The 22,398-nt window shown below is 73.0% G+C and carries 21 protein-coding genes, 1 tRNA gene and 1 pseudogene; 15 read left to right on the plus strand and 8 right to left on the minus strand.

Annotation, left to right across the window (positions count from 1 at the left end; translation table 11 throughout):
• The first annotated feature begins 45 nt into the window (after nt 1–45).
• The 7 genes and pseudogenes from ACN27A_RS20170 (at nt 46) to ACN27A_RS20200 (ending at nt 6,148) form a co-directional block, all read left to right on the plus strand.
• The gene (locus tag ACN27A_RS20170) at nt 46–846 is read left to right on the plus strand and encodes a sulfite exporter TauE/SafE family protein (protein ID WP_421455725.1); all 801 of its coding nucleotides are present in this window, start codon (nt 46–48) and stop codon (nt 844–846) included.
• 37 nt (nt 847–883) lie between these two features.
• Nucleotides 884–1,114, plus strand: a pseudogene (locus ACN27A_RS20175) (Scr1 family TA system antitoxin-like transcriptional regulator); the annotation flags it as partial.
• Nucleotides 1,105–1,296 (plus strand): DUF397 domain-containing protein, encoded by a 192-nt coding sequence (locus ACN27A_RS20180; RefSeq protein WP_421455728.1) that lies wholly within the window; start codon nt 1,105–1,107, stop codon nt 1,294–1,296. The pseudogene ACN27A_RS20175 and the gene ACN27A_RS20180, both read left to right, overlap by 10 nt.
• A 306-nt stretch (nt 1,297–1,602) precedes the next feature.
• Complete coding sequence (locus ACN27A_RS20185; protein WP_421455731.1) at nt 1,603–2,217, plus strand: hypothetical protein; 615 nt, start codon at nt 1,603–1,605, stop codon at nt 2,215–2,217.
• Nucleotides 2,214–2,744 (plus strand): hypothetical protein, encoded by a 531-nt coding sequence (locus tag ACN27A_RS20190; protein WP_421455734.1) that lies wholly within the window; start codon nt 2,214–2,216, stop codon nt 2,742–2,744. The genes ACN27A_RS20185 and ACN27A_RS20190 overlap by 4 nt, the downstream gene beginning before the upstream one ends.
• Nucleotides 2,745–2,884: 140 nt before the next feature.
• The gene (locus ACN27A_RS20195) at nt 2,885–3,436 is read left to right on the plus strand and encodes a DUF5872 domain-containing protein (RefSeq protein ID WP_421455737.1); all 552 of its coding nucleotides are present in this window, start codon (nt 2,885–2,887) and stop codon (nt 3,434–3,436) included.
• 225 nt (nt 3,437–3,661) lie between these two features.
• Complete coding sequence (locus tag ACN27A_RS20200) at nt 3,662–6,148, plus strand: hypothetical protein (RefSeq protein WP_421455740.1); 2,487 nt, start codon at nt 3,662–3,664, stop codon at nt 6,146–6,148.
• Nucleotides 6,149–6,249: 101 nt separating this feature from the next.
• Here the strand turns inward: ACN27A_RS20200 and ACN27A_RS20205 are convergent.
• Nucleotides 6,250–6,336 (minus strand) — tRNA-Ser (locus tag ACN27A_RS20205).
• 75 nt (nt 6,337–6,411) lie between these two features.
• Between ACN27A_RS20205 and deoD the strand changes: the two genes are divergently transcribed.
• The 3 genes from deoD to ACN27A_RS20220 all read left to right on the plus strand — a co-directional run bounded on the left by deoD (nt 6,412) and on the right by ACN27A_RS20220 (nt 8,344).
• Complete coding sequence (gene deoD / locus ACN27A_RS20210) at nt 6,412–7,119, plus strand: purine-nucleoside phosphorylase (RefSeq protein ID WP_421455742.1); 708 nt, start codon at nt 6,412–6,414, stop codon at nt 7,117–7,119.
• A 122-nt stretch (nt 7,120–7,241) separates the two neighbouring features.
• A complete protein-coding gene (locus ACN27A_RS20215) occupies nt 7,242–7,880 on the plus strand; it encodes a TetR/AcrR family transcriptional regulator (protein ID WP_132238435.1) in 639 nt (212 codons plus the stop codon).
• A complete protein-coding gene (locus ACN27A_RS20220) occupies nt 7,877–8,344 on the plus strand; it encodes an acyl-CoA thioesterase (protein WP_421455747.1) in 468 nt (155 codons plus the stop codon). The genes ACN27A_RS20215 and ACN27A_RS20220 overlap by 4 nt, the downstream gene beginning before the upstream one ends.
• A 3-nt stretch (nt 8,345–8,347) precedes the next feature.
• On the opposite strand, the gene ACN27A_RS20225 is transcribed toward ACN27A_RS20220, so the two are convergent.
• The 4 genes from ACN27A_RS20225 to ACN27A_RS20240 form a co-directional block, all read right to left on the minus strand.
• Nucleotides 8,348–8,797 carry a nucleoside deaminase gene (locus ACN27A_RS20225; protein WP_207914472.1) on the minus strand — a complete coding sequence of 150 codons (450 nt, stop codon included), beginning with the start codon at nt 8,795–8,797 and terminating at the stop codon, nt 8,348–8,350.
• 184 nt (nt 8,798–8,981) lie between these two features.
• On the minus strand, nt 8,982–9,509 hold the full coding sequence (locus ACN27A_RS20230; protein ID WP_421455750.1) for a tRNA adenosine deaminase-associated protein: 528 nt from the start codon (nt 9,507–9,509) through the stop codon (nt 8,982–8,984).
• Between the two features lie 122 nt (nt 9,510–9,631).
• Entirely contained in the window at nt 9,632–9,799 is a 168-nt protein-coding gene (locus ACN27A_RS20235) for a hypothetical protein (RefSeq protein WP_165947875.1), read from the minus strand.
• A 139-nt stretch (nt 9,800–9,938) separates the two neighbouring features.
• Nucleotides 9,939–10,331 (minus strand): hypothetical protein, encoded by a 393-nt coding sequence (locus ACN27A_RS20240; RefSeq protein WP_421455753.1) that lies wholly within the window; start codon nt 10,329–10,331, stop codon nt 9,939–9,941.
• Nucleotides 10,332–10,391: 60 nt separating this feature from the next.
• Here ACN27A_RS20240 and ACN27A_RS20245 point away from each other — a divergent pair, with 60 nt between their 5' ends.
• The 3 genes from ACN27A_RS20245 (at nt 10,392) to ACN27A_RS20255 (ending at nt 15,407) form a co-directional block, all read left to right on the plus strand.
• A complete protein-coding gene (locus ACN27A_RS20245; RefSeq protein ID WP_421455756.1) occupies nt 10,392–11,156 on the plus strand; it encodes a M23 family metallopeptidase in 765 nt (254 codons plus the stop codon).
• Nucleotides 11,157–11,328: 172 nt separating this feature from the next.
• Nucleotides 11,329–14,253: a glycosyl hydrolase gene (locus ACN27A_RS20250; protein WP_421455758.1), complete on the plus strand. Its 2,925-nt coding sequence runs from the start codon at nt 11,329–11,331 to the stop codon at nt 14,251–14,253.
• Between the two features lie 83 nt (nt 14,254–14,336).
• A complete protein-coding gene (locus ACN27A_RS20255; RefSeq protein ID WP_421455761.1) occupies nt 14,337–15,407 on the plus strand; it encodes a PHP domain-containing protein in 1,071 nt (356 codons plus the stop codon).
• A 594-nt stretch (nt 15,408–16,001) separates the two neighbouring features.
• Here ACN27A_RS20255 and ACN27A_RS20260 read toward each other — a convergent pair.
• Nucleotides 16,002–17,105 (minus strand): DMT family transporter, encoded by a 1,104-nt coding sequence (locus ACN27A_RS20260; protein WP_421455764.1) that lies wholly within the window; start codon nt 17,103–17,105, stop codon nt 16,002–16,004.
• A 124-nt stretch (nt 17,106–17,229) separates the two neighbouring features.
• On the opposite strand from ACN27A_RS20260, the gene ACN27A_RS20265 reads away from it, so the two are divergent.
• Together ACN27A_RS20265 and ACN27A_RS20270 are read left to right on the plus strand one after the other, a co-directional pair.
• On the plus strand, nt 17,230–17,823 hold the full coding sequence (locus ACN27A_RS20265) for a Uma2 family endonuclease (RefSeq protein ID WP_421458535.1): 594 nt from the start codon (nt 17,230–17,232) through the stop codon (nt 17,821–17,823).
• A gap of 52 nt (nt 17,824–17,875) precedes the next feature.
• The gene (locus ACN27A_RS20270; protein WP_421455766.1) at nt 17,876–19,546 is read left to right on the plus strand and encodes a DUF885 domain-containing protein; all 1,671 of its coding nucleotides are present in this window, start codon (nt 17,876–17,878) and stop codon (nt 19,544–19,546) included.
• Between the two features lie 61 nt (nt 19,547–19,607).
• Here the strand turns inward: ACN27A_RS20270 and ACN27A_RS20275 are convergent, their stop codons facing one another.
• Together ACN27A_RS20275 and ACN27A_RS20280 are read right to left on the minus strand one after the other, a co-directional pair.
• Nucleotides 19,608–20,861, minus strand: a complete 1,254-nt coding sequence (locus ACN27A_RS20275; protein WP_421455769.1) for a hypothetical protein — start codon at nt 20,859–20,861, stop codon at nt 19,608–19,610.
• A 412-nt stretch (nt 20,862–21,273) separates the two neighbouring features.
• Nucleotides 21,274–22,395 (minus strand): DUF3068 domain-containing protein, encoded by a 1,122-nt coding sequence (locus tag ACN27A_RS20280; protein WP_421455772.1) that lies wholly within the window; start codon nt 22,393–22,395, stop codon nt 21,274–21,276.
• Nucleotides 22,396–22,398: the final 3 nt, after the last annotated feature.

The raw sequence follows: 22,398 nt of genomic DNA on the forward strand, positions 1-22,398 counted from the left end.
GGCGACCTGCGGGCGTCGACCGGCCCGGGGAGAGCGCGGACACAGGTGAACGCAACGCTGAACGTCGTCGACGGGCTGGCCGTGCTGGCCGCCGGGGTCGCCGCGGGAGCCATCAACGCGGTGGTGGGCTCGGGCACGCTGGTGACCTTCCCGGTCCTGCTCTCCCTCGGCTATCCGCCCGTGGTGGCGAACGTGTCCAACACCGTCGGGCTGGTGCCGGGGTCGTTCACCGCGGCGTACGCCTATCGCCAGGAGCTGGCCGGGCACGGGCGGCTGCTGGCCCGCCTGGGTCTCGCCGCCGTGCTCGGCGGGATCACGGGCGGCGTACTGCTGCTGCTCCTGCCGCCCGGTGCGTTCCGGGCCATCGTGCCGGCGCTGATCGTCCTGGCGTTGGTGCTCGTGGTGGTGCAGCCGCGACTGGCGCGGGCGTTGGCCCACCGACGGCCGGTCGCGGCCGACGCGGGCGCGTCGTCGGCGGGCGGTCAGGCGGTACGGCGGTCGGGGCCGCTGCTGCTGCTCGGCGTCTTCGCCACCGGGGTGTACGGCGGCTACTTCGGCGCCGCCCAGGGCGTGTTGCTGCTGGGGCTGCTCGGCGTGCTGCTCTCGGCCGACCTGCGCTGGGTCAACGGGGTGAAGAACGTGCTCGCCGGCCTCGTGAACGGGGTCGCGGCGGTCCTCTTCGTCGCCGTGGGAAACGTGGCGTGGCAGCCGGCGTTGCTGATCGCGGTCGGTTCCGTGGCGGGCGGCCTGATCGGCGGCCGGTGGGGACGCCGGCTCCCGCCGGTGGCGCTGCGCGCCATCATCGTGCTGGTCGGGCTCGCCGCCCTGGTCAACCTGCTGCGCTGACGGCCGCCGGCCGGTCGTCCACGCGGGCGTCTCGGGGGTGCCGTCGTCGGTCGGCGCCTACGCGGGCCTGAACGGGCCGTTCGTGATCGCCAGCAGCCACGACCACCGGATCGCCGGCTACCTCGACAACCAACTCCAGGGGCAACTGGTTAGCGCACCCGCGGACATCGCCGCCATGATGGCTGCGTGGGAGAACGTGCGCGGCGAGGCGTTGTCCCACTGGCAGTCGGTCGATCTCATCTCGGAAGTGGCGGAGACATGGAGCTGAACGGCGCGCGGTGGCGCAAGAGCAGCCGCAGCAGCGGCAACGGCGGCAACTGCGTCGAGGTCGCCGACAACCTGCCCGGCGTCGTCGCGGTGCGCGACTCGAAGGACCCGGCCGGCCCGGCGCTCGCCTTCGCCCCGGCGGCGTGGCGCGCGTTCGTCGCCACCATCGCCGAGCGCCCCTGAACCGAGCCCGCCCACGGCAGAGGCACCCCCGGCACAAGGCGCGGGTGGAACACCACGGGTGTCTCCCGACGCGGGATGCACCCGGGTCGTTCCACCCGCCCTTGGCGGCGGCATCGATCACCCCCCACCTCTCGCCTGCCCGACCGACCCTCGCCGGAGGCCGCGTTACGCCCGGAGGAGGGCCGGGAGCGCGAAGTCGCGGGGCGGTGCCGGAAGGGAACGATTGGGTACGGTGCGGAGGGCGGCGGAGGCGGGACTCGTCGTACACATGTTCCATCCACAGGCTGTGGACGGCGGAGGGCTCCCATGGGTTACCAGCTCAGCGCGGTCGTCGCGGACGCCGAGCTGCTCCGCGAGCACACCGCCGACCTGGACCACGCGGTCCTCGGCGAGTTGCGCCAGGACTTCGCGCTGCTGCCGGTCACCCCGCAACTGGTCGAGGAGCTGACCGGGGCGCCGCCCGACTACTCGACGGCGGAGCGCTCCCCGGAGGAGCCGTTCCACCTGGTGCTCCCGGCGCCCCTCGCCGAGGCCCTCGCCCGCTGGTCGCTGACGGGTCCGGTGGCGTACCTGGAGGCGGAGTTCCTCGGCGGCGCCGGCTACCAGTCGGCGCTGGTGTGGCTCGGCGGCCAGGTGAGCTGGGGGCCGGGGTTCGACCGTCTCTTCGACGGGCCGCGCCCGGAGTGGCCCCTCAACGCGGCGCTCGCCCGGCTCGGGGCGGAGCCCGGCGCGTGGATCGACCCGTTCGCCGAGCTGGGCCTGCACGTCGAGCGGAACACCGCCGGCTGGCTGGCGCACGGGCGCCGGCGGCTGAGCGCCGACTACTGGGACGAGCTGGCCGAGGAATGGGAAAACCGGCAATCTGCGGGCGGGCAGCAACCTGAACGGCCCGGTCCCGTTGGGGACTGGGGGATTCCATGAAATTGCGACAATTTGGCTTTATAGCCGCGCTGACGACGGCTGCCTGGGTCTCGGGCAGCGGCGTGCACCCGCCGCTGCGCGAGTTGGACGGCCGGCCCGTCGGGGCCGTCGAGGTGGTCGACCTCAACGGCCTGCGCGACATCGAGTTCGGCGACACCGAGGACGAGCTGACCCGGCGGGGCATCCTGCGCTCCGACGTCGACGCCTGCGGCCCGGCGCTGGCCGGATACGACACGACCAGTCCCATCTTCGTCGACGACCGGCTGGTGCTGCTCTGGCTCGGCGAGGCGACGCGCACCCCGCAGGGAGTCACCGCCGGCATGCCGGTCGAGGAGGTCCGCAGCCGCTACCCGTCCCTGCGGGAGCTGGACGCTCCACAGGGGACATACCGGCTCGACGGGCTGCTCGCCCGGCAGGGCGACCGGGCGTACCTCTTCCTGCACGACGGGCGGGCGGTGAAGAAGATCATCGCCGGGTACGCCGACTGGGCCCAGCGCCTCTTCGACGAGGGCCACAGCCCTTGCTGAGCGCGGGCGCCCTCGGAAACTCGGCCACTGCCCGCGACAGGGAGCCGCGCCACGCCCGGCCATCGCCCCGCACCGGCCACCGCCCGCCGGCGTGCACCTCACGGAAGCATGAGGTCCGCGGCGACGGGTAACCGCCGGGCATGGCGCGGTACACGAAGCCCGAACTCAGGGAGCAGGTCAAGGAAGAAATCAAGGCCTCCGACAAGGGCGGTCGGCCGGGGCAGTGGTCGGCACGCAAGTCGCAGCTGGTCACCCAGGAGTACAAGAGGCGCGGCGGGGGCTTCGTCGGCCCGAAGGACGAGCGGCAGAAGTCCCTCCAGCGCTGGGGCGGCGAGCACTGGCAGACCAAGGAGGGCGACACCCGGGCACGGCACGGCGACGAGACGAGTCGCTACCTGCCCGAACAGGCATGGAAGGAGCTCTCCGAGAAGGAGAGGCGGGCGACCGACGCCAAGAAGCGAAAGGCATCCAAGTCCGGCAAGCAGTACGTCGCCAACACCGGACCGGCCAAACGCGCCCGCCGCAACGCCACGTCGGCCGAACAACTGTCGGAACTGCCGGTCGCCGAGGCGGCCAAGCTCGTCCGCGACCTCGACAAGGGCCAACTGAAATCCGCCCTGCGCCGCGAGCGCGACGGCAAGTCCCGCAAGACCCTCATCCAGCGGCTGGAGAAGGAACTCGACCGGCGCTGACCAACGCCCGGGTCCCGCGACATCCGAGGCGACGAGCAGTGCGAGCGCGCCGGTGACGAAGGCGGCTCGGATGGGCCCCGTTGCGCCAATCACCGCTTGACGAAGCCCATAGGGACACCACCCGGCCAAGCCGTTCCGGCACCACAAGCCGATTGCCAGGCGATCGACGCACATGGAATCATCGCCCCGCCGCGCAGATCGCGCGCACCACACGGGGGAGTCGATGTGAGAGCGTCCCTGCCCGCCTTCCGGCTGACCAGAGCCGGCAGGCGTATCTCGTTCCTCGCCACCGCGGTGGCCGCCACCGTCGTGACGACCGTCCTGATGGGACCGGCCGCCGCCGCCAGCCCGGCGCCGACCGGTAGCCCCTCCACCGCAGCCAGCCCCGCTCCGGCGCCCGAGCCGACGGTAGCTGCGAAGAAGCCGGCCACCACCTCCGACCGGTCCGGCCCGGTCAAGCCCACCGGATCCGATCCGCTCACCTCGACCAGCTGCGGTGGCAGGCTCGCGCTGGGCCGCGTCGCCAGCTGCGCGTCCATCGTCGACGGCCAACAGCACCGGTTCACGGTCACCTCGCACGTCGACTCGGACGTCCTCATCGGCCGTCTCACCCAGCTGTCCGGCGACTCCATCCAGGCGCGGGTCACCGACAAGGCCGGCAGTCAGGTCTGTTTCCTCTCCAGCTACTCCAGCGAATGTCAGCTCGGCCCGGCCGGGCGGTACAAGGTCACCGTGTTCATCTACCACGGCACCGGCGCCGCGAGTTACCTGCTGTCGTTCGAGTCGATGAAGGCGGCCTCCACCTGCGAGACGCTGCCGGAGGAGTTCTTCTCGTTCGCCTCCCCCGGTCGCAGCGGCACCCTGCCGGCCGGCCTGGCCGCCCGCTGCTTCACCTTCGTCCAGCCGACCGGCACGGTGCTGCACCTGGCGGACCCGAGCAACGCCGGTGACGTGCAGGGCACCATCCTGGACGGGGCGTACCAGCCTATGGGGTGCCCGGTCCGGTACACCACGGAGTGCACTCTCACCGGATCCGGGCCATACCGGCTGTTCCTTCAGGAGATGTACGGCAGCGAGGCCGCGTACACGCTGAGGCTCCCCCGCATCTCGCGCGCCGCCGGCTGCCCGACCCTGCCGCTGGTGGCCTTCGGTGACCCCGGCTCCGCCGTCGGAAGCGGGACCGTCCCCGGCAGTGAAAGCGTCACCTGCCATGCGGTGACCAGCACGGCGGCCGGCGCGGTCCTGGTCCGCTTCAACCAGTTCGCCGACCAGCACCTCGACTGGCGGGTGTACGACACCGACGGGAAGCGGGTGTGCGAGGAGTGGTCGGGCGCGCGTTCCTGCGCCCTGCCGTCCGCGGGCTCCTACCTGCTCCTGGCGGAGAGTCGGCACTGGGAGCCGGTGGACTACCAGGTGGCGGTGGCGGCCCTCGGGGCCACCGACGGCTGCGCGCCGGCCACCGGCACGGCCTGGGACCAGCCCGCCCTCGTCGTGCACCAGACGTCGCCCGTGCAGACCAACTGCCAGCCGTTCACCGGTGAGACCGGCGACCGGGTGCTCGCGTACCGGGCTCCGGACGCCTGGAACGACCTCCGTTCCTGGCTGGTCGACGAGGATGGCACGACGCTCTGCACCGAGTGGTCGGAGGAGGACGGGTGCGTTCTGCCCGCCACCGGCACGTACCGGGTGATCTCCTACCTCGCCGACTGGTACGCGGACAGCACGGACCTGACGTACCGGTTGCAGCTGCGCCTGCTGAACGACCCGACCGGCTGCCCGACCATCACGCCGGGCAGCTACGGCACGTCGCCCGGGACACCCGGCGGCGTCCGCTGCCGCGTGCTGGACGTTCCGGCCGCCGGGGCGTACCGGGTGCAGGCGGTCGACTCGCGGAACTACGACCAGTACGCCACCGTCTACGACGCCGCCGGCCTCCGCGCCTGCACCTACGACTGGTGCGAGTTCGCCGCGCCGGGGCGCTACACGCTGGTCCTCAGCGGCGCCCAGCAGGACCGTGTGATCGACAACGACTACGCGTACACCGTCCGGCTGCTGCCGGCCGCACCGTCGAACTGCGTCACGGTCACCGACGACGGGCACACCGGCACCCCGCACCAGGGCAGTTTCGACGCGGCCGGCGAGATGGACTGCGTCCAGCTGCCGAGCCCGGCCGGTTCCCGGATCGTCCGGCTGGTCGCGGGCGACGCGACCGGGGCGGCCCGGCCGGAGATCACCGTGGTCGACGCCACCGGCCGGTACGTCTGCGACTACAACTCGCTGTACCAGTACAGCTGCGAGCTGACCGGCACCGCTCCCTTCCACGCGTTGCTCACCAGCCCCGACAACGCACCGACGGGGGCGTACCGGGTGGCGTTCAGCCGGGTCGACGGGCAGCCGGCCTGCCCGGAGCTGACCCGCGACCCGGCTGGAGCCACGGTCACGACCGGGGCGGACCGCTTCGCGGCCTGCTTCACGATCCCGGCCGACCAGCACGGCGCCCGGGAGAGCTTCACCTGGCGGCGGACCACCGGCAGCGGCGACGCCAGCCTGTCCGTGTTCAGCACGGCCGGTGTCCGGTACTGCGGGCCGACCGGTCAGGCCGTCGAACGGACGGTTACCTGCTCCCTGCCCGAGGGACCGGTGACGGTGATCATGGAGGCGGACGGCGTCGACGCCACCTACCAGATCACCCACCGGGAACCGATCGCGTAGGAACCGGGTCCGGGCCGTCGATGGACGGCCCGGACCCGGTGTGACGACGAGAACGCCCGGCCGGTCCTTGCGGACCGACCGGGCGTTTCGCTGTTCACGAGCGGTGGCGGAGGGATTTGAACCCTCGGAGGGCGTAAACCCTCACACGCTTTCGAGGCGTGCTCCTTAGGCCGCTCGGACACGCCACCGCCGAGAAGGGTACATGACCCCGGGTTCGGACGCCGAACCGGTACGCCCCGGGGCGGCCTGGCAGGATCCTTGCCATGAGTACGCACATCGGCGCGAAGCCGGGAGAGATCGCCGAGCGGGTCCTGATGCCGGGCGACCCGCTGCGGGCGAAGTGGATCGCGGAGACCTACCTCGAGGGCGCGCAGTGCTACTCGACGGTCCGGGGCATGCTGGGCTTCACCGGCCGCCACAACGGCGTCGAGGTCTCCGTCCAGGGCTCCGGCATGGGCATGCCCTCCGCCTCGATCTACGCCCACGAGCTGGTCAACGAGTACGGCGTGAAGAGCCTGATCCGGGTCGGCTCCTGTGGGGCCCTGTCCGAGGACCTGCGGCTGCGCGACGTGATCGCGGCGATCGGCTCGTCCACCGACTCGAACATGAACCGGATGCGCTTCGACGGGCTGATCGACTACGCCCCGGTGGCCGACTTCGGGCTGCTGCGTACGTCGGTCGAGGTGGCCGAGCGGCGCGGCATCGCGATGCGGGTCGGGCCGATCCTGGCGGCGGACGCCTTCTACACCGACCGCCCGGACCTCTACGACAGCCTCGCCGACTACGGCGTGCTGGCGGTGGAGATGGAGTCGGCGGCGCTCTACACGATCGCCGCCCGGTTCAAGGCCCGCGCGCTGACCCTGCTGACCGTCAGCGACCACATCAAGACCGGCGAGAAGACCACCTCCGAGGAGCGGGAGCAGACCTTCAGCCAGATGGTCGAGATCGCCCTGGACACGATCATCGCCTGATCCTCGTCGGCCCGACGCCGCCCACCGTCCGTCCCCGGATGGCGGGCGGCGTCGCTGTTTCGTGACCACGGTCACGCCGAGAAACTATACGAACGGTCGTGCTTTTTCATTAGCCTCTGCCCATGACAGTCGACGGACGCGTCGCGCGGGGCGACCGGACCCGCACCGCCGCGCTGGACGCCGCCGTGGTCCTCGCCACCGAGGTCGGGCTGCACGGGCTCTCCCTCGCCCAGCTCGCCGACGCGCTCGGCGTCAGCAAGTCCGGCCTCTTCGCGCACTGGGGCTCCAAGGAGGCGCTCCAGCTCGCCACGGTCGACCGGGCGGTCGAGCAGCAGCGGGAACGGGTCATCGAGCCGGCCCTGCGCGCCCCCCGGGGCGTACGGCGGCTCTGGGCGCTGCACCAGGCCCGGATCGACTTCTTCGCCGCCCGGGTGCTCCCCGGCGGCTGCTTCTTCGCCAGCGCCGACTTCGAGTACAACGCGCGTCCAGGCCCGGTCCGGGACCGGCTCGCCGAGGTGTTCGGCCGCTGGACCGCGTTCCTCGAACAGCTCGTCCGCGAGGCGGTCGCCGCCGGCGAGCTGCCCGCCGACGTGGACGTCGCGCAACTGGCGTACGAGATCGACGCCCTCGGGATCACCGCCGCGATGCGCTCCCGGCTCCTGGACCCCGACACCGCCTACCGGCACGCCCGCCAGGGCCTGCTGAACCGCCTGCGGGCACTGTGCCCCGACCCGACCCTGCTACCGGAAGGCATCTCATGAGCCACGCCATCGTCGACCAGCCCGCCGTCGAGTTCGGTCACGTCGCGCACGTCGCGGTGCACTTCGACGACCTCGACGCGTTCGGCCTCCTGCACAACGCCCGGTACGCGGTGCTGCTGGAACGGGCCCTGACCGGGTACTGGGCGGAGCACGGTGTCGCGTTCCAGGCCGGGCGGCAGAGCGCACCGGACGTGTTCCACGCCGTACGCGAGTTCACCATCACCTACCGCACGCCCGTCACCGGGACCGGGCCCGTGGCGGTGCACTTCTGGCTCGACCAGTTCGGCACCAGCAGCGCCCGGTACGCCTACCGGTTCCAGTCGGTGGACGGCGGCACGGTGCACGCGGAGGGCACGCGGGCGATCGTCCGGCTCGACCCGGCGACCCTGCGCCCCACCCCGTGGACCGACACCGCCCGCGCGGTGGCCGCAACCCTGCTCCGGCCCGCCCCGGCCGACGCCTGAGGGTCAGCGGAAGAAGGCGCGCAGGATGGCGGCGCTCTCCGACTCCAGGATGCCGCCGTAGACCTCCGGCCGGTGGTTGAGCCGGCGGTCGCGCAGCACGTCCCACAGCGACCCGGCGGCCCCGGTCTTGGGCTCCCAGGCGCCGAAGACCACCGTGGACACCCGGGCCAGCACCAGCGCGCCCGCGCACATCGTGCAGGGTTCCAGGGTGACGACCAGGGTGCAGCCGTCGAGCCGCCAGCGGCCGAGCCGTCCGGCGGCCCGGCGCAGCGCCAGCACCTCGGCGTGCGCGGTCGGATCGCCGGTCAGTTCCCGCTCGTTGCGCCCGATCGCCAGTTCGGCGCCGTCCGGCCCGTAGAGCACGGCGCCGACCGGGATGTCGTCGGCGGCGTCGGGGCCGGTGTCGGCGGGGCTGTCGGGGCCGGTCACGGCGACCGCCAGGGCCCGCCGCATCCACAGCTCGTGCCGCTGCCGCCGGCCGGCGCCGTCCGGCTCGGCCAGCCCCTCGTGGGCGCCGGGCCCGACCCGGCCCGCCGCGCCGGGGGTCGGCTGACCGGGGCGTACGGTGCCCAGCGCCGGATCGGTCGCGTCGGCCGGCTCGGCGCCGCCCGTACCGGCCCGGCCGGGCCCGGACGGCTCAGACCTCACGCAGTTCCTCGACCTCGTCGGCGCAGCCGAGCACCTGGCACACCTCGGCGGTGACATCGGCCGGCATCATGCCCTCCTGCGCGCAGAGGTTGAGCAGCTTCTGCGCGGGGATGCCCAGGTCGGCCAGGAGGTCCGCCTCGCCGACCGGGTCGGCCTCGGGGTCGACGGCGGGCTGCTCGGTGTCGTCGTCGCCGCGGCCGGACGGGCGCGGTTCGTCGGTGTCGTCGAGCCCGGTCACCGAGGTCTTCAGGTCCCCGACCAGCAGGGCGCCCAGCCGGGACTCCTCCGCGTAGGCCGAGTCGGAGCCGAAGACCCGCAGGTCCTCCCCCTCGTCCAGGCGCATGATCACCAGGTACGTGTCGTCGGCCTCGACGAAGAGCAGCGACAGGTCGGCGTCGGAGTCGACGTCGCGCAGCCGGTCGGCGACGTCCTCGATGTCGGTGACCCCCCGCAGGTTCACCTCGGCGGCCGTCCAACCGCTGTCGTCACGTACGACGGCCGCAGCGAAGTACGACACGGTTCCCCCAAAATAGCCTCGGCAGGCCGACCCGTTACGCGTGCACGTTAGCCGGTCGGGTCGGCAGGCGACCGGTCAACGCCCCGAAGGGCCGGCCAATCCTGGGGAAAGTCTGCCGGTCGTCAGCCGGCGACGCGGCGGCGGGTGGCGATCAGCTCCCGCAGGCGCTCGCTGCGCACCCGCTGCGGCCGTACGCGCTGGCGTACCGCCCGGGCGCCCGCCAACTCGGCGAGGAGCTGCTGGCGGCGGCGGCTGCGCTCGGGATCGAGCCGCGGAGTGGTCCAGGCCATAACGCCGAGGGTGCCGAGTTCGGGCGGCCACGTCAAGGCAGGATTCGCTGCGCAGCCGGCCCGCGACGCAGCGCAGCCACGGACCCGCCGGAACGGGCGCCGGCAGGCGGGTCGCGGCCCGGGCGGGACGGGCCCGGGCTCACCAGAGCGGCCAGTCCCCGCTCGACGCCCACCGCACCGCCACGATGGCGGCGGCGATGCTCCACCCGCCGGCGGTGACGATCGCGACGCCGGTGGCCACGCCCCGGTCGCCCGCGCGGACCAGCAGCAGCGCGGCCAGCCAGGCCAGGCCGCCGGCCAGCAGCGTCCACCAGGCGTACCCGGGCACGCCGCGGCCGAGCAGGCCGAACAGGAGCAGCCAGACGGTCGCCACGGCGGCGCCGGACGCGACGCCCGCGCCGGTGACCGGGTGCGGCTCGCGGTAGGTGGGCTGGGACGGCGGCGCGGACGGGAAGAGCCCCGAGGGGACCCGTGGCGCCGGCCGGAACCCGGCGTCCGGCTCGGGCGGGAAGGCGTACCGTCCGGTCGTCATCGACCCCTCCCCTTCTGCCGCGCATCTCCACCACCGTACCGACTCTGCGAGGATGACCGGATGCCCTCGCCGACGATCGGACGCCGCGTGCGTCCGGCGTACCCGGTCCTGCTGGTGCTGGTGCCGGTGCTGGCCGCCGGCTGCGCGACGACGCGGCCCGGAACGACGCCCGGCGCACCCCGGCCGAGCCTGCCGGCGACGGCCGGGCAGCCCGCGCCGCCGGCCGTCACCCCGACCGGCGCTCCCACCCCGACCGGCGCCGCCGCCCCGACCGGTCCGTCGACCGCGCCGACCCGCGCCGGGCTGCCGCACGTCTTTCCGGTACGCGCGGCGAACGTCGCCTACCACCCGACCCACTCGGCCTACCCGGGGACGGACATCTTCGCCGACTGCGGCGAGCCGGTCGTGGCGGTGACCGACGGCGTCCTCCTCGAGGTCAGCCGGGTCGACAGGTTCGACAAGCGCGGACCGCGGGGGCCGCACAACGGCGGGCTGTCGGTGTCGCTGCTCGGCGACGACGGGGTGCGCTACTACGGCTCGCACCTGCGCCGCGTCGCCGACGGCATCGACGCCGGGGTGCGGGTGCGCGCCGGGCAGCGGCTCGGCGAGGTGGGCCGGACCGGGAACGCGAACAACGTGTGCCACCTGCACTTCGGCATCTCCCCGCCGTGCACGGGCCGGGACGGCTGGTGGATCCGCCGGGGCGTGGTGTGGCCGGCACCGTACCTGAACTCGTGGCGGCGCAAGGGCAACAAGGAACCGGCCGCCGAGGTGGCCGCCTGGCACCGCCGGCACGGCTGCCCGAAGGCCCCGCCGACCGCCTGACAACCCGCTCCGGTTTGTCGTCATCAGCGCTTCATCGCTGGGAAACATTGACGGAAGTCTCGGCCCTGAGCTAGCGTCCCGTCGCAAGAGAGCGCTCTCTGAGACCACTTTCCACACAATTCGCTCGCAGAACGCGCCCGTCCCCGACCGGCGCCCCCCGACCGGAGGCACTGTGACACCTCCTGCGACACGCCGCACCTGGGCCGTGGCGGCCACCTCCGCCCTGGCCCTCGCCCTCGGCGGCCTCGCCGTCGTGACCACCACCCCCGCCCAGGCCGCCACCGTCGGCGCCGGCAGCTACACCACCGACCGCGTGGGCCCCCTGCCCACCGGCTGCGGAGACATGACCACCAACCCCCGGCAGTTCGCCACCGCCGACGCGCCCCCCGGGCCGGTACCCACCAACGACTGGTGGTCGTCGCTGCTGTGGAAGCGGACCAACTGCTCCTACAGCGAGCCGCTGCACGCGCACCCGGCCTCCTACCAGCCGGCCGGCGACGGCCTCGGGATCTCGGCCACCTCCACCCCGACGATCAGCGGCACCGCGACCGGCGTCGGCGAGTTCAAGTACACGTACTCCGAGGACATCCGCGTCGGTGTCGCCGCGCTCGCCGCCCCGGTCGTCAAGGTCGACGGCTGGACCGACTGGACGGTCACCCCGCACTGGACCGACGGCACCCGGACCATGCGGGCCACCATCGGCCACGGGCTGCCGTTCGCGTACTTCCGCACCAGCGGCGGCAACGCCCTGATCAACGCCACCGGCGGCAGCCCCACGGTCTGGTCGAACAGCGGCGCCACGATCGGCTTCACCGTCCGGGGGCACGACTACGTCGCGTACGCGCCCACCGGCGCCACCTGGACCGTCAACGGTGGACGGATCACCTCCACCCTGGCCGGCAAGGGCTACTTCTCCGTCGCCCTGCTGCCCACCACGCCGAGCACCGACGCCGCGTCCCGTGCCGGGCTGGCCACCACCTACGGCCAGTACGCCCACGCCCACGTCACCGGCACCCGGGTCTCGTACGCCTACGACCAGGCGACCAGCACCGTCAACACCACGTACGCCTTCACCACGACCGCCCGGGAGGGCACGGCGAACCGGACGGTCGTCAGCCTCTACCCGCACCAGTGGCGGTCGCTGACCGGCGCCACCCCGCTGGCGCTCACCTATCCGTCGGCGCGCGGCCGGATGAAGGTGCTCACCGGCGTCGACGCGTTCCGCACCTCGATGAAGTTCAACGGCGTACTGCCGGAGGTCCCCGCTGTCGCCACCGGCACCGGGGCGGACCTGACGACGCTGCGCAACCACCTCGCGGCCGTCCGGGGCAACCCGATGGACCAGCGCGGCAGTGACACCTACTGGACGGGCAAGGGCCTGGGCCGGGCCGCCCGGATCGCCGAGATCGCCGACCAGGTCGGCGACGCCGAGACGCGTACCGCCGCGCTGAACGCCATCCGGGGCACCCTCAACGACTGGCTCACCGCCACGCCCGGGGAGACCGAGGGCGTCTTCCACTACGACCGCAACTGGGGAACCCTGATCGGCTACCCGGCCTCCTACGGCTCCGACCAGGAACTCAACGACCACCACTTCCACTACGGCTACTACATCGCCGCCGCCGCCACCCTGGCCAAGTTCGACCCGACCTGGGCCCGGCAGGACCAGTACGGCGGCATGATCGACCTGCTGATCCGGGACGCGAACAACTACGACCGCACGGACAACCGCTTCCCGTACCTGCGCGACTTCGACATCTACGCCGGGCACGACTGGGCCGCCGGGCACGGTTCGTTCCACGCCGGCAACAACCAGGAGTCCTCGTCCGAGGGGATGAACTTCGCCAACGCCCTCATCCAGTGGGGGCAGGCGACCGGCAACACCGCCGTACGCGACGCCGGCATCTTCATCCACACCACCCAGGCCGCGGCGATCCACGAGTACTGGTTCGACGTGACGAACGAGAACTACCCGGCGGCGTTCGGGCACTCCACGGTCGGCATGGTCTGGGGTGACGGCGGCGCGTACGCCACCTGGTTCAGCGCCGACCCGGAGATGATCCAGGGCATCAACATGCTCCCGGTCACGGGCGGGCACCTCTACCTCGGGCAGTACCCGGCGTCCAACCGCGCCAACTACCAGGAACTGGTGCGCAACAACGGCGGCGAACCGACGGTGTGGCAGGACATCCTCTGGCAGTTCCTGGCGCTCGGCGACCCGGACGCGGCGCTCGCGAAGCTCCGCGCGAACCCCGGATACACGCCGGAGGAGGGCGAGAGCCGGGCGCACACCTTCCACTGGATCCGCAACCTCGCGGCCCTCGGGACGGTGCACACCCCGGTCACGGCCAACCACCCGCTGGCGGCGGTGTTCCAGCGCAACGGCGCGCGTACCTACGTGGCGAGCAACATCACCGCCGCGCCGCTGACGGTCACGTTCTCCGACGGCACCCGGCTCTCCGTGCCCGCCGGGAAGACGGCCACCAGCGGGGCGTACACCTGGAGCGGTGGCACCGCGACCGGCGGGGTGTCGGGCACGAACCCGCCCACCACCCCGCCGCCGACGACGCCCCCGCCGACGACGCCGCCGCCCACGACCCCGCCGCCCACCACCCCGCCGCCGTCGTCGGACTTCCCCACCCGGTACCTGCTGCCCGGTGGCGGGCTGGCCGCGGCCGGCAGCCCGGCGACCGTCACGGTGGCCGGCGCGGGCGGCGCGAACCGCGACGGCACGCCGACCAACCCGCAGGTGTTCACCGCGACGGGCCTGGATCTGGCGTACGGCGGCGGGCAGACCACGTTCGACCTGTTCCTCGACGCCGGCAACGCGGTCGGCAACGGGGTGCAGGTGCGGGTCTCCTACGACCTGACCGGCAACGGCAGCTGGGAGCGGGTGGAGACGTACCGCTACTTCGCCACCGACCCGGTTCCCGGGTACGAGCGCTACACCCAGCAGAGCGGCCTGCACTCCGCCACCGGTTCCCTCGGCAACCTGTCGAACGGCACCGTGCGGGTGGAGGTCTGGTCGGCGATCGGCAACAACCCGACCACCCTCGGCATCGGCGACAGATCGCTGGTGAAGCTGCCGCACTCCTGATTCCGTGGCCCTCCGCTGATTCCATGGCCTCCGCGCCGTCGGTCGTCCCGCGACCGGCGGCGCGGAGGCGTATTTTCCATGGCATGAGCGCCCGGGACCCCATCGCCGACCTGCGCCGGATCGCCTTCCTCCTGGAGCGGGCGAACGAGGCGACCTACCGGGTCCGGGCGTTCCGCTCGGCGGCCACGGCCCTCGGCGCGCTGCCGGGAAGGGAACTGGCCGAGCGGGCCCGCACCGGCAAGCTCACCGAGCTGTCCGGGGTCGGCGACGTCACCGCCCGCTGCGTGGCCGAGTCGCTCGCCGGCGAGGAGCCGGTCTACCTGCGGCGGTTGCTCGCCACGGAGGGCACGGACCTGGACGAGGCGGCCACCGCGTTGCGTACCGCGCTGCGCGGTGACTGCCACACCCACTCCGACTGGTCCGACGGCGGCTCACCCATCGAGGAGATGGCGCTCGCGGCGGTCGAGCTGGGCCACGAGTACGTGGTGCTGACCGACCACTCGCCCCGCCTGAAGGTGGCCCGAGGGCTGACCGCCGACCGGCTGCGCCGACAGCTCGACCACGTGGCGAAGGTCAACGAGGCGCTGCCGGAGGGCTTCCGGATCCTGACCGGCATCGAGGTGGACATCCTCGCCGACGGGTCGCTCGACCAGGACGAGGAGCTGCTGGCCCGCCTCGACGTGGTGGTCGGCTCGGTGCACAGCGGCCTGAACGACGACCGGGCGAAGATGACCCGGCGGATGCTGACCGCGATCGCGAACCCGCACCTGGACATCCTCGGCCACTGCACCGGGCGGATGGTGGCGTCCCGGCCCGCCGGGGTGAAGGGTCCGGGCGACCGGGCGCACCGGCCGCGTACCCGTGCGGAGAGCGACTTCGACGCCGACGCCGTCTTCGCCGCCTGCGCCGAACGAGGGGTGGCCGTCGAGATCAACTCGCGCCCGGAGCGGCAGGACCCGCCGAAGCGGCTGATCCGCCGGGCGCTGGAGGCGGGCTGCGACTTCGCCGTCAACACCGACGCACACGCGCCCGGCCAGCTCGACTGGCAGCGGTTCGGCTGCGAGCGCGCCGCCCTGTGCGGGGTGCCCGCCGACCGGGTGGTCAACACCTGGGACGCCGACCGGCTGGTCGACTGGGCCCGCTCCGCCCGCTGAGGTGCTGACCGCGCGACCTGGCTGCTCGACCTGACCGCTCGGCCTGGCTGCTCGACCTGACCGCTCGCCCTGGCTGCTCGACCTGGCGGGCCCGGGCCCTCGCCGGCAACCCGCCGGCGACCAGTGGGATGACACCACGGACACTGTCGAGCTGCCCCGTTCATGAGACCGCATCACCCGCCGGCGGCCGCCATGCGCGGCCATCACAAGCGACCCGGCCTCACACGCGGCGCGGCCTCACAGGCGGGCGGCGGAGCGGTGACCGCGTCTGGACGGGTGCGAAGCGGCAGCGCGTGCGGCGACGGGCCGCGCCGCTCCTGAAGGTCGCCGGCCCACGGCATGGCCCGCCACGTTCACGAGTGGAACACCATGGCTGTCAAAGGCGTGCGTTGACACCCATGGTGTTCCACCCGTCCGCCGAGGCGCATGGCGACGGGCGGCAGGCGGCGCGGGCGCGGGGCAGCGCCGGGCGACAGGCAGCAGGCGGCCGGCAGCGTCGGGCAGCAGGCAGCAGGCGACGCAGGGCGGCAGACGGCAGGCAGCGGGCGGGCGAGGGCGGGTGGCTCGCGAAGGCCGGGCGACAGGCGGGATCGCTCAGCGGCGAGCAGCCGGCACGGACGGCGCGGCCGGCGCGGCGACGCCGGCCGACGCGACGGCAGCGGCGGGCGCGACGGCAGCGGCGGGCGCGACGGCAGCGGGCGCGACGGCAGCGGCATCTGCCGTGGTCGACTCGATCACGCCGGCGGGCGCGGACGGCTCGGTGAGGCCGGCGGGTGCGGGCCGGCGGCGGCCGATCAGGCCCTGTGAGACGGCGACGCCGGACAGCACGATGAGCGCGCCCACCGGCTGGTGCCAGGTGAGCCGCTCGTCGAGGGCCAGGGCACCGATCAGCACCGCGAACACCGGCACCAGGTAGGTCACGGTGGAGGCGGTGCTCGCCCCGGCGACCCGGATGTTGCGCAGGTTGATGACGAAGGCGAGGCCGGTGCCGAGCGCCCCGAGCGCGAGCACGCTGGCGAGCACCTCGGCCGAGAGGCCGGTCGGGGCGGGTGGCGCCCCGGCCACCAGCGGCGCGACGACCGCGAGCTGGGCGGTCGCGACCAGGAGCTGCGCCGCCGAGAGCGAGAGCCCGGAGTGCGCGCTGCCCGCGACGAACTTCTTCTGGTACGGGATGGCGACCCCGTAGCAGGCGGCCGCGCCCAGGCACATGAGCTGCCCGGTGAAGTGGGCGCCGCCCACCCCCTGCCACACCCCGAGCACCACCAACACCCCGGCGAAGCCCAGCGCCATCCCGACCGCCCGGCGCGTGGTGAGCCGCTCGGTGCGGAACACCAGCACGGCCAGCGGCAGCACGATGAGCGGGGTGGTGGCGTTCCAGATGCCCGCGAGCATCGACTCGACGCGCTGCTCGCCGTAGCCGAAGAGGGTGAACGGCACGGCGACGCCGAACGCGGCGGCCACGGTCAGGTGCGCCCAGACCCGGGGCTCGGCGGGCAGGCGGTCGCGGAGCACGGCGAGCACCAGCAGCAGGGTCACCGCGCCGGCGGCGACCCGGTAGAGGGTGAGGTGCAGTGGATGCAGTTCCCCGATGCCGATCTTGATGAACAGGAAGCTGGAGCCCCAGATGGCGGCCAGCGCCAGGAACCCGGGCAGCCAGCTCCGCAGCGCCGCCCGGTCAGGAGTGGAATCCACTGTCACCCCTGACACTCTGCCGCAGCCGTACGACGAAGTCCCGCGACTTTCTCCACGCCGTGTCGACCACCACAGAAACCGCCTACGCTGGTGACGCGTTGACCACCCCGAGGAGGTGCACGCCGTGGCGATGCCGATGCGTTTCGACCCGCTCGTCGACCTCGACGGCATGTGGACGACCGAGTTCGCCGACCGGTACCTCCCGTTGCCGGGGCTACCCGATGCGCGCTACGAGTGCATCGACGGGACGTTGGTCATGACGCCCGCCGAGGTCGGCACGAACAGCTACGGCGAGATCGAGCTCGCCCATCTCCTGAAGCCGGGCGCGAAGGCTCACGGGTTCTACGTGTTCGGGCAGGTGAACCTGACCTTCTCGCCGCGGCGCTGGATCCAGCCCGACGTCACCGTCCTGCACGCGCTGCCGAAGACCGACGAGGAGGACCGGTGGATCCCGGCTCACCTCTGCACGATGGCGGTCGAGTTCGTCTCGCCCGGCAGCCGCCGGCAGGACTTCGTCGACAAGCCGATGCGGTGTGCGGAGGGGCGGGTGCCGTACTTCCTGCGGGTCGAGCTCTCCCGCCAGCTGGGGCATGCCCAGGCGGAGCTCTTCACCCTCGGCAGGTTCGGCGGTTACGACACCGTCGCCAGAGCGGTCGGCGGTCGGCGGCTCTCGGCCGACCTGCCGTTCCCGATCGACTTCGACCCCGCCGACCTGCTGCCCTGAACACGCAGAACGCGTTCGACAACTTGACGGTGCCCTCACGTAGGGTCGCAGCGTGGGACGAATCGATGACCTCGCGAACCGCTACGTGGCCGAGTGGGCGCCGCTGAGCCCGATCGGCGCCACCTACGTCGGCATCGCCGGCTACGACGACCAGCTCGACGACCTGTCACCCGACGGGTACACGGCCCGCGCGGAGCTGATCCGGCGGACGCTGGCCGACCTGGAGGTGACCGAGCCGGAGTCGGAGGCGGAGCGGACCGCCAAGGAGGCCATGCAGGAGCGGCTCGGCCTCGACCTCGCCCGCTACGACGCCGGCGAGGCGAGCAGCGAGGTCAACGTGATCTCCAGCGGCCTGCACGAGGTCCGCATGGTCTTCGACCTGATGCCGACCGAGGGCGACGACGCCAAGGCCCACGTGGCGGCCCGGCTCAACCGCTTCGCGAGCACCCTGGAGGGCTACAAGGCGACGCTGCGCGAGGCGGCCGCCGCCGGCCACGTCAGCGCCCGGGTCCAGCTCGTCGAGGTCGCCAAGCAGTGCGACATCTGGGTCGACCCGGACGGCGACAACTTCTTCCACGGGCTGGTCGAGCGGCTGGGCGCCGACGGCACCCTCGGCGCCGAGCTGCGTCGGGGTGCGGCGGCGGCCACTGCGGCGACGGCCGAGTTCGGCCAGTTCCTCCGCACCGAGCTGGCCCCGCTCGGCCGGGAGAAGCAGGCCGCGGGTCGCGAGCGCTACGAGCTGGCCTCGCAGTACTTCCTCGGTGCCAGGGTCGACCTCGACGAGACGTACGCCTGGGGGTTCGAGGAACTGGCCCGGCTGGAGGCCGACATGCGCGCGGTGGCCGGCCGGATCGTCGGCCCCGGCGCCACCATCGACGAGGCGGTCGAGGCGCTGGACGCCGACCCGGCCCGGACGATCCGGGGCAAGGAGGCGTTCCGGGACTGGATGCAGGCGCTCGCCGACAAGGCCATCGGCGACCTGCACGGCACCCACTTCGACATCCCGGAGCAGGTACGCCGCATCGAGTGCTGCCTCGCCCCGACCAGCGACGGCGCGATCTACTACACCGGCCCGAGCGAGGACTTCTCCCGCCCGGGGCGGATGTGGTGGGCGGTGCCGCAGGGCGTCACCGACTTCTCCACCTGGCGCGAGGTGACCACCGTCTTCCACGAGGGCGTGCCGGGCCACCACCTCCAGGTCGCGCAGACGGCCGTCCGGGCCGAGTTGCTCAACCGCTGGCAGCGCCTGCTCTGCTGGGTCTCCGGGCACGGCGAGGGCTGGGCGCTCTACGCGGAGCGGCTGATGGACGAGCTGGGTTACCTGGAGGACCCGGGCGACAAGCTCGGCATGCTCGATGGGCAGGCGTTCCGGGCCGCCCGGGTGATCGTCGACATCGGCATGCACCTGGAGTTGGAGATCCCGAAGGACAACCCGTTCGGCTTCCACCCCGGCGAGCGTTGGACGCCGGAGCTGGGCTGGGAGTTCATGCGGGCGCACTGCCGGGTGCCGGAGGAGAACCTGCGTTTCGAGCTGAACCGCTACCTCGGCTGGCCGGGGCAGGCCCCCTCCTACAAGGTGGGCGAACGGATCTGGCTCCAGGCCCGTGACGAGGCGAAGGCCCGCAAGGGCGCCGACTTCGACCTCAAGGAGTTCCACCGGCAGGCGCTCGACCTCGGCTCGCTGGGGCTCGACCCGCTGCGCAAGGCGCTCGCCCGCCTCTGAGGTCGACGGTGCGGGGCCGGCGGGACACCGGCCCCGCACCGTCGGTGGTGGTGGGGTGAGGTCAGGAGAGGGTCAGCTTCAACGCCGGCGTGGCGGTCAGTGTGTCGCTGTCGACGAACGCCAGTTCCATGGCCGGCTCGGTGAAGGTGATCGGAACAGGTGACGTGATCGGCAGGCCGTCGGGGAACGGCAGGGCCGGGGTCAGCGTGATCTTGACGCCGAGCAGCCGCCCGACGAACCGGGTGGCGTAGAAGGCGACGTCCCCCTGCACCGTCAGCCGGTCCGTGGCGAACCGCATCGTCCGGCCGGTTGGCGCGGGCGCACGGAGCAGGAAATCGTCGGTGACAGCGCGGTCCATGGTGAACTTCAGCGCCTTCAGGCTGCCGTCGGCGGTGGGCAGGTCGACGACGCCCTCGAACCGCAGCCCGTCCATGGTCACCTTCGACCCGGTGAGCTTCGACGGGACCGCCGCCACCACCGGCTGTCCCGGGTCGGCGGCGATCCGGGGCAGCGGTCTGCCCGCCACCACCTGCCCGGGTCGGCTCGGCTGCGGGCTGACCGGGACGCACCCCTGGCCGGGTACCGCCGGCCGACCCGTGGCCGAGGCCGAGGGACGGACGCTCGGCACGGCCGAGGGACGGACGCTCGGCGTGGTCGAGGGACGGACGCTCGGCGTGACCGTGGGACGGACGCCCGGCACGGTCGAGGGACGGACGCTCGGCGCAACCGTGGGTGTCCCCCGGCGGGCCACCTCCTCGTCGTCGTGCCGGTCGCCGTCGACGAGGTCACTGATGCCGTCGAGGATGTCGCGGACGGCGTGGCGTCCGCCGCCCGTCAACGAAAACGGGCCGGGGGCGGTCGGGACGGGCGTCGCGCCCGGCGTCCCGGTCGGGGCCCGCGTCGCGCCCGGCGTCCCGGTCGGGGCCCGCGTCGCGCCCGGCGTCCCGGTCGGGGCCCGCGTCGCGCCCGGCGTCCCGGTCGGGCCCGGCAACGCCCCCGGCGTGCCGGTCGGCGCGGGTCGCGTCCCGCCCGGCGTGCCGCTCGGGGCCGGCTGCGTTCCGCCCTGGCCGGGAGTCGTGGTCGGGCAGGCGGGAGTCGGCGGCGCCACCGCGCGCACCGGCGTCGGCCCGGGCGCGGCGAGCGCCACGGCGGCGGCAAGGCCGAGCAGCACCGGCAGCACCACGTACGGACGGGCGTCGCGCAGCCTGGCGTCGCATCGCATCGACCCGGCCGCCGGCATGGCATTGGCAGGTCTCGTGGCGGCCGGCACGGCGCCGGTAGGCACGGCCGGCACGGGCTCGAACCGGTCCTGCACGGTTCCTCCCCTCAGGGATGTCGCGCGGGTCGCCGGTCGACCGGCGACGGCCCCGCACCGGCTTGCCACAGTTACCGGCGAGTAGGAACTGGGACGATGATGCCGCGCGAGGACGCAGGCCACAAGGCCCGGATCGCCGACCGCCACAGCCAAGGTCACGCAGAGTAGTGAGCCAACGCGAGCAGACTCCCGGCTACATGGACGTTGATCAATGATTCTCGCGCAAACCGGGCACGTCACCCTTCGAGCACGACCGTCCGTGACGAGCAGCGATTCAGGTTACGGTTCAGTAACGCGGGGCCTCCCGCACAACAGGCCGCCACCGTCACCCCCGAACGGGGACGACGGTGGCGGCCTGTCGACTGGTTGCCGGTGGTCGACGCCCACACCTGGACGCCGGCCGAGGCCCCCGCTACCGGCGTTCGGCCTCGCCGTCGCGCACGGGCGCCCCGGAGGTGACCTGCTCGGACGACGCCCGCGGCGCGGGCGTCGTGGCAGCGTCGGCGTCGCCGTCGGCGCGGTGCCGCGCGGCGGCGGTGGCCCGGCGTCCGGCCAGCACCAGCCAGAGCCCGATGATCAGCGCAAGAGCGCCGACGACCGTCAGCACGAGCGGAATGGTCCGACCGATCAGCAGCAGCTTGTCCCGGTTGTTACCGGCCGACTCGACGCTGTTGGCGATCGTCTGGTCGGTGTAGACGAAGTCACCGTCCAGCAGCGCGGTGCTCGCGCCCTGGTCCGGCACCAGCATCTTCTTCTGCTCCTCGCGCACCTTGACGAAGTTGCCGCTGACCGGCTCGACCCAGATGGTGCGGGTGTTGCTGTACATCACCTTGCCGCTGGTCGCGCCCGGCGCGAGCGCCCCGAGCAGGGCGCCGACCCGCTCGGCCGCCATGCCCAGGTCGGTCTCCTCGATGACCTGCTGGAACCGGTACGCCTCCGTGCCGTTGATCTTCTCGGTGCCGTCGAACCGGATCGGCAGCGCCTTGCGCAGGTCACGGTCGAAGTACTCGTAGTCCTTGCGCTCCGTGTTGAACGGGAACTTGTAGGTCTGCCCACCGAAGGTGACCTCGCTCGGCCCCTCCGGGCCGTCGGCCTGGAGGAACTGCTTGTCCCAGTCGACCGCCGCGGCGGTCTTCCGGTCCAGGGCCAACTCCGCTGAGTACTGGCTGATCACCTCGCCGGTCTGGACCCACTTCACCGTGCCGTACGCGCCCCAGACGACCGCCTTGCCCTCCAGGTCGCCGGTCATCTCCGCCTCGGTGCTGCCGGCCTGCGGCGCCACCTCGGTGGTGGACTCCAGCGTGCCGGTCTGCACGGTCGGCGGGGCGTCCTTCTTGAGCTGCAGGAACTTGGCGTTCTCCGCCACCGCGACGCTCGGCTTCAGGCAGCCGTCCGGCTTGCCCTCCGCGTTGCACAACTTGAGGTCGTACGGCAGTTTCGTCACCGTCGGTGCCACGAAGAACGCCGCTCCCGCGGCGAGCACGAGACACAAGACGCCTATCCCGAACAGCACGGCGCCCAGACGAGCCTTCACTGA

Origin of the sequence: Micromonospora sp. WMMD737 (genome assembly GCF_049179055.1) — a bacterium.
In the GTDB taxonomy this organism is placed as follows: Bacteria; Actinomycetota; Actinomycetes; order Mycobacteriales; family Micromonosporaceae; genus Micromonospora; species Micromonospora reichwaldensis.

Bases quoted from the DNA above. Each gene is read 5' to 3' on its own strand.
- ACN27A_RS20180 (WP_421455728.1), top strand. From the start codon at position 1,105: ATGGAGCTGAACGGCGCGCGGTGGCGCAAGAGCAGCCGCAGCAGCGGC.
- ACN27A_RS20185 (WP_421455731.1), top strand. From the start codon at position 1,603: ATGGGTTACCAGCTCAGCGCGGTCGTCGCGGACGCCGAGCTGCTCCGC.
- ACN27A_RS20190 (WP_421455734.1), top strand. From the start codon at position 2,214: ATGAAATTGCGACAATTTGGCTTTATAGCCGCGCTGACGACGGCTGCC.
- ACN27A_RS20195 (WP_421455737.1), top strand. From the start codon at position 2,885: ATGGCGCGGTACACGAAGCCCGAACTCAGGGAGCAGGTCAAGGAAGAA.
- deoD (WP_421455742.1), top strand. From the start codon at position 6,412: ATGAGTACGCACATCGGCGCGAAGCCGGGAGAGATCGCCGAGCGGGTC.
- ACN27A_RS20215 (WP_132238435.1), top strand. From the start codon at position 7,242: ATGACAGTCGACGGACGCGTCGCGCGGGGCGACCGGACCCGCACCGCC.
- ACN27A_RS20220 (WP_421455747.1), top strand. From the start codon at position 7,877: ATGAGCCACGCCATCGTCGACCAGCCCGCCGTCGAGTTCGGTCACGTC.
- ACN27A_RS20225 (WP_207914472.1), bottom strand. From the start codon at position 8,797: ATGCGGCGGGCCCTGGCGGTCGCCGTGACCGGCCCCGACAGCCCCGCC.
- ACN27A_RS20235 (WP_165947875.1), bottom strand. From the start codon at position 9,799: ATGGCCTGGACCACTCCGCGGCTCGATCCCGAGCGCAGCCGCCGCCGC.
- ACN27A_RS20240 (WP_421455753.1), bottom strand. From the start codon at position 10,331: ATGACGACCGGACGGTACGCCTTCCCGCCCGAGCCGGACGCCGGGTTC.
- ACN27A_RS20245 (WP_421455756.1), top strand. From the start codon at position 10,392: ATGCCCTCGCCGACGATCGGACGCCGCGTGCGTCCGGCGTACCCGGTC.
- ACN27A_RS20255 (WP_421455761.1), top strand. From the start codon at position 14,337: ATGAGCGCCCGGGACCCCATCGCCGACCTGCGCCGGATCGCCTTCCTC.
- ACN27A_RS20265 (WP_421458535.1), top strand. From the start codon at position 17,230: ATGCCGATGCGTTTCGACCCGCTCGTCGACCTCGACGGCATGTGGACG.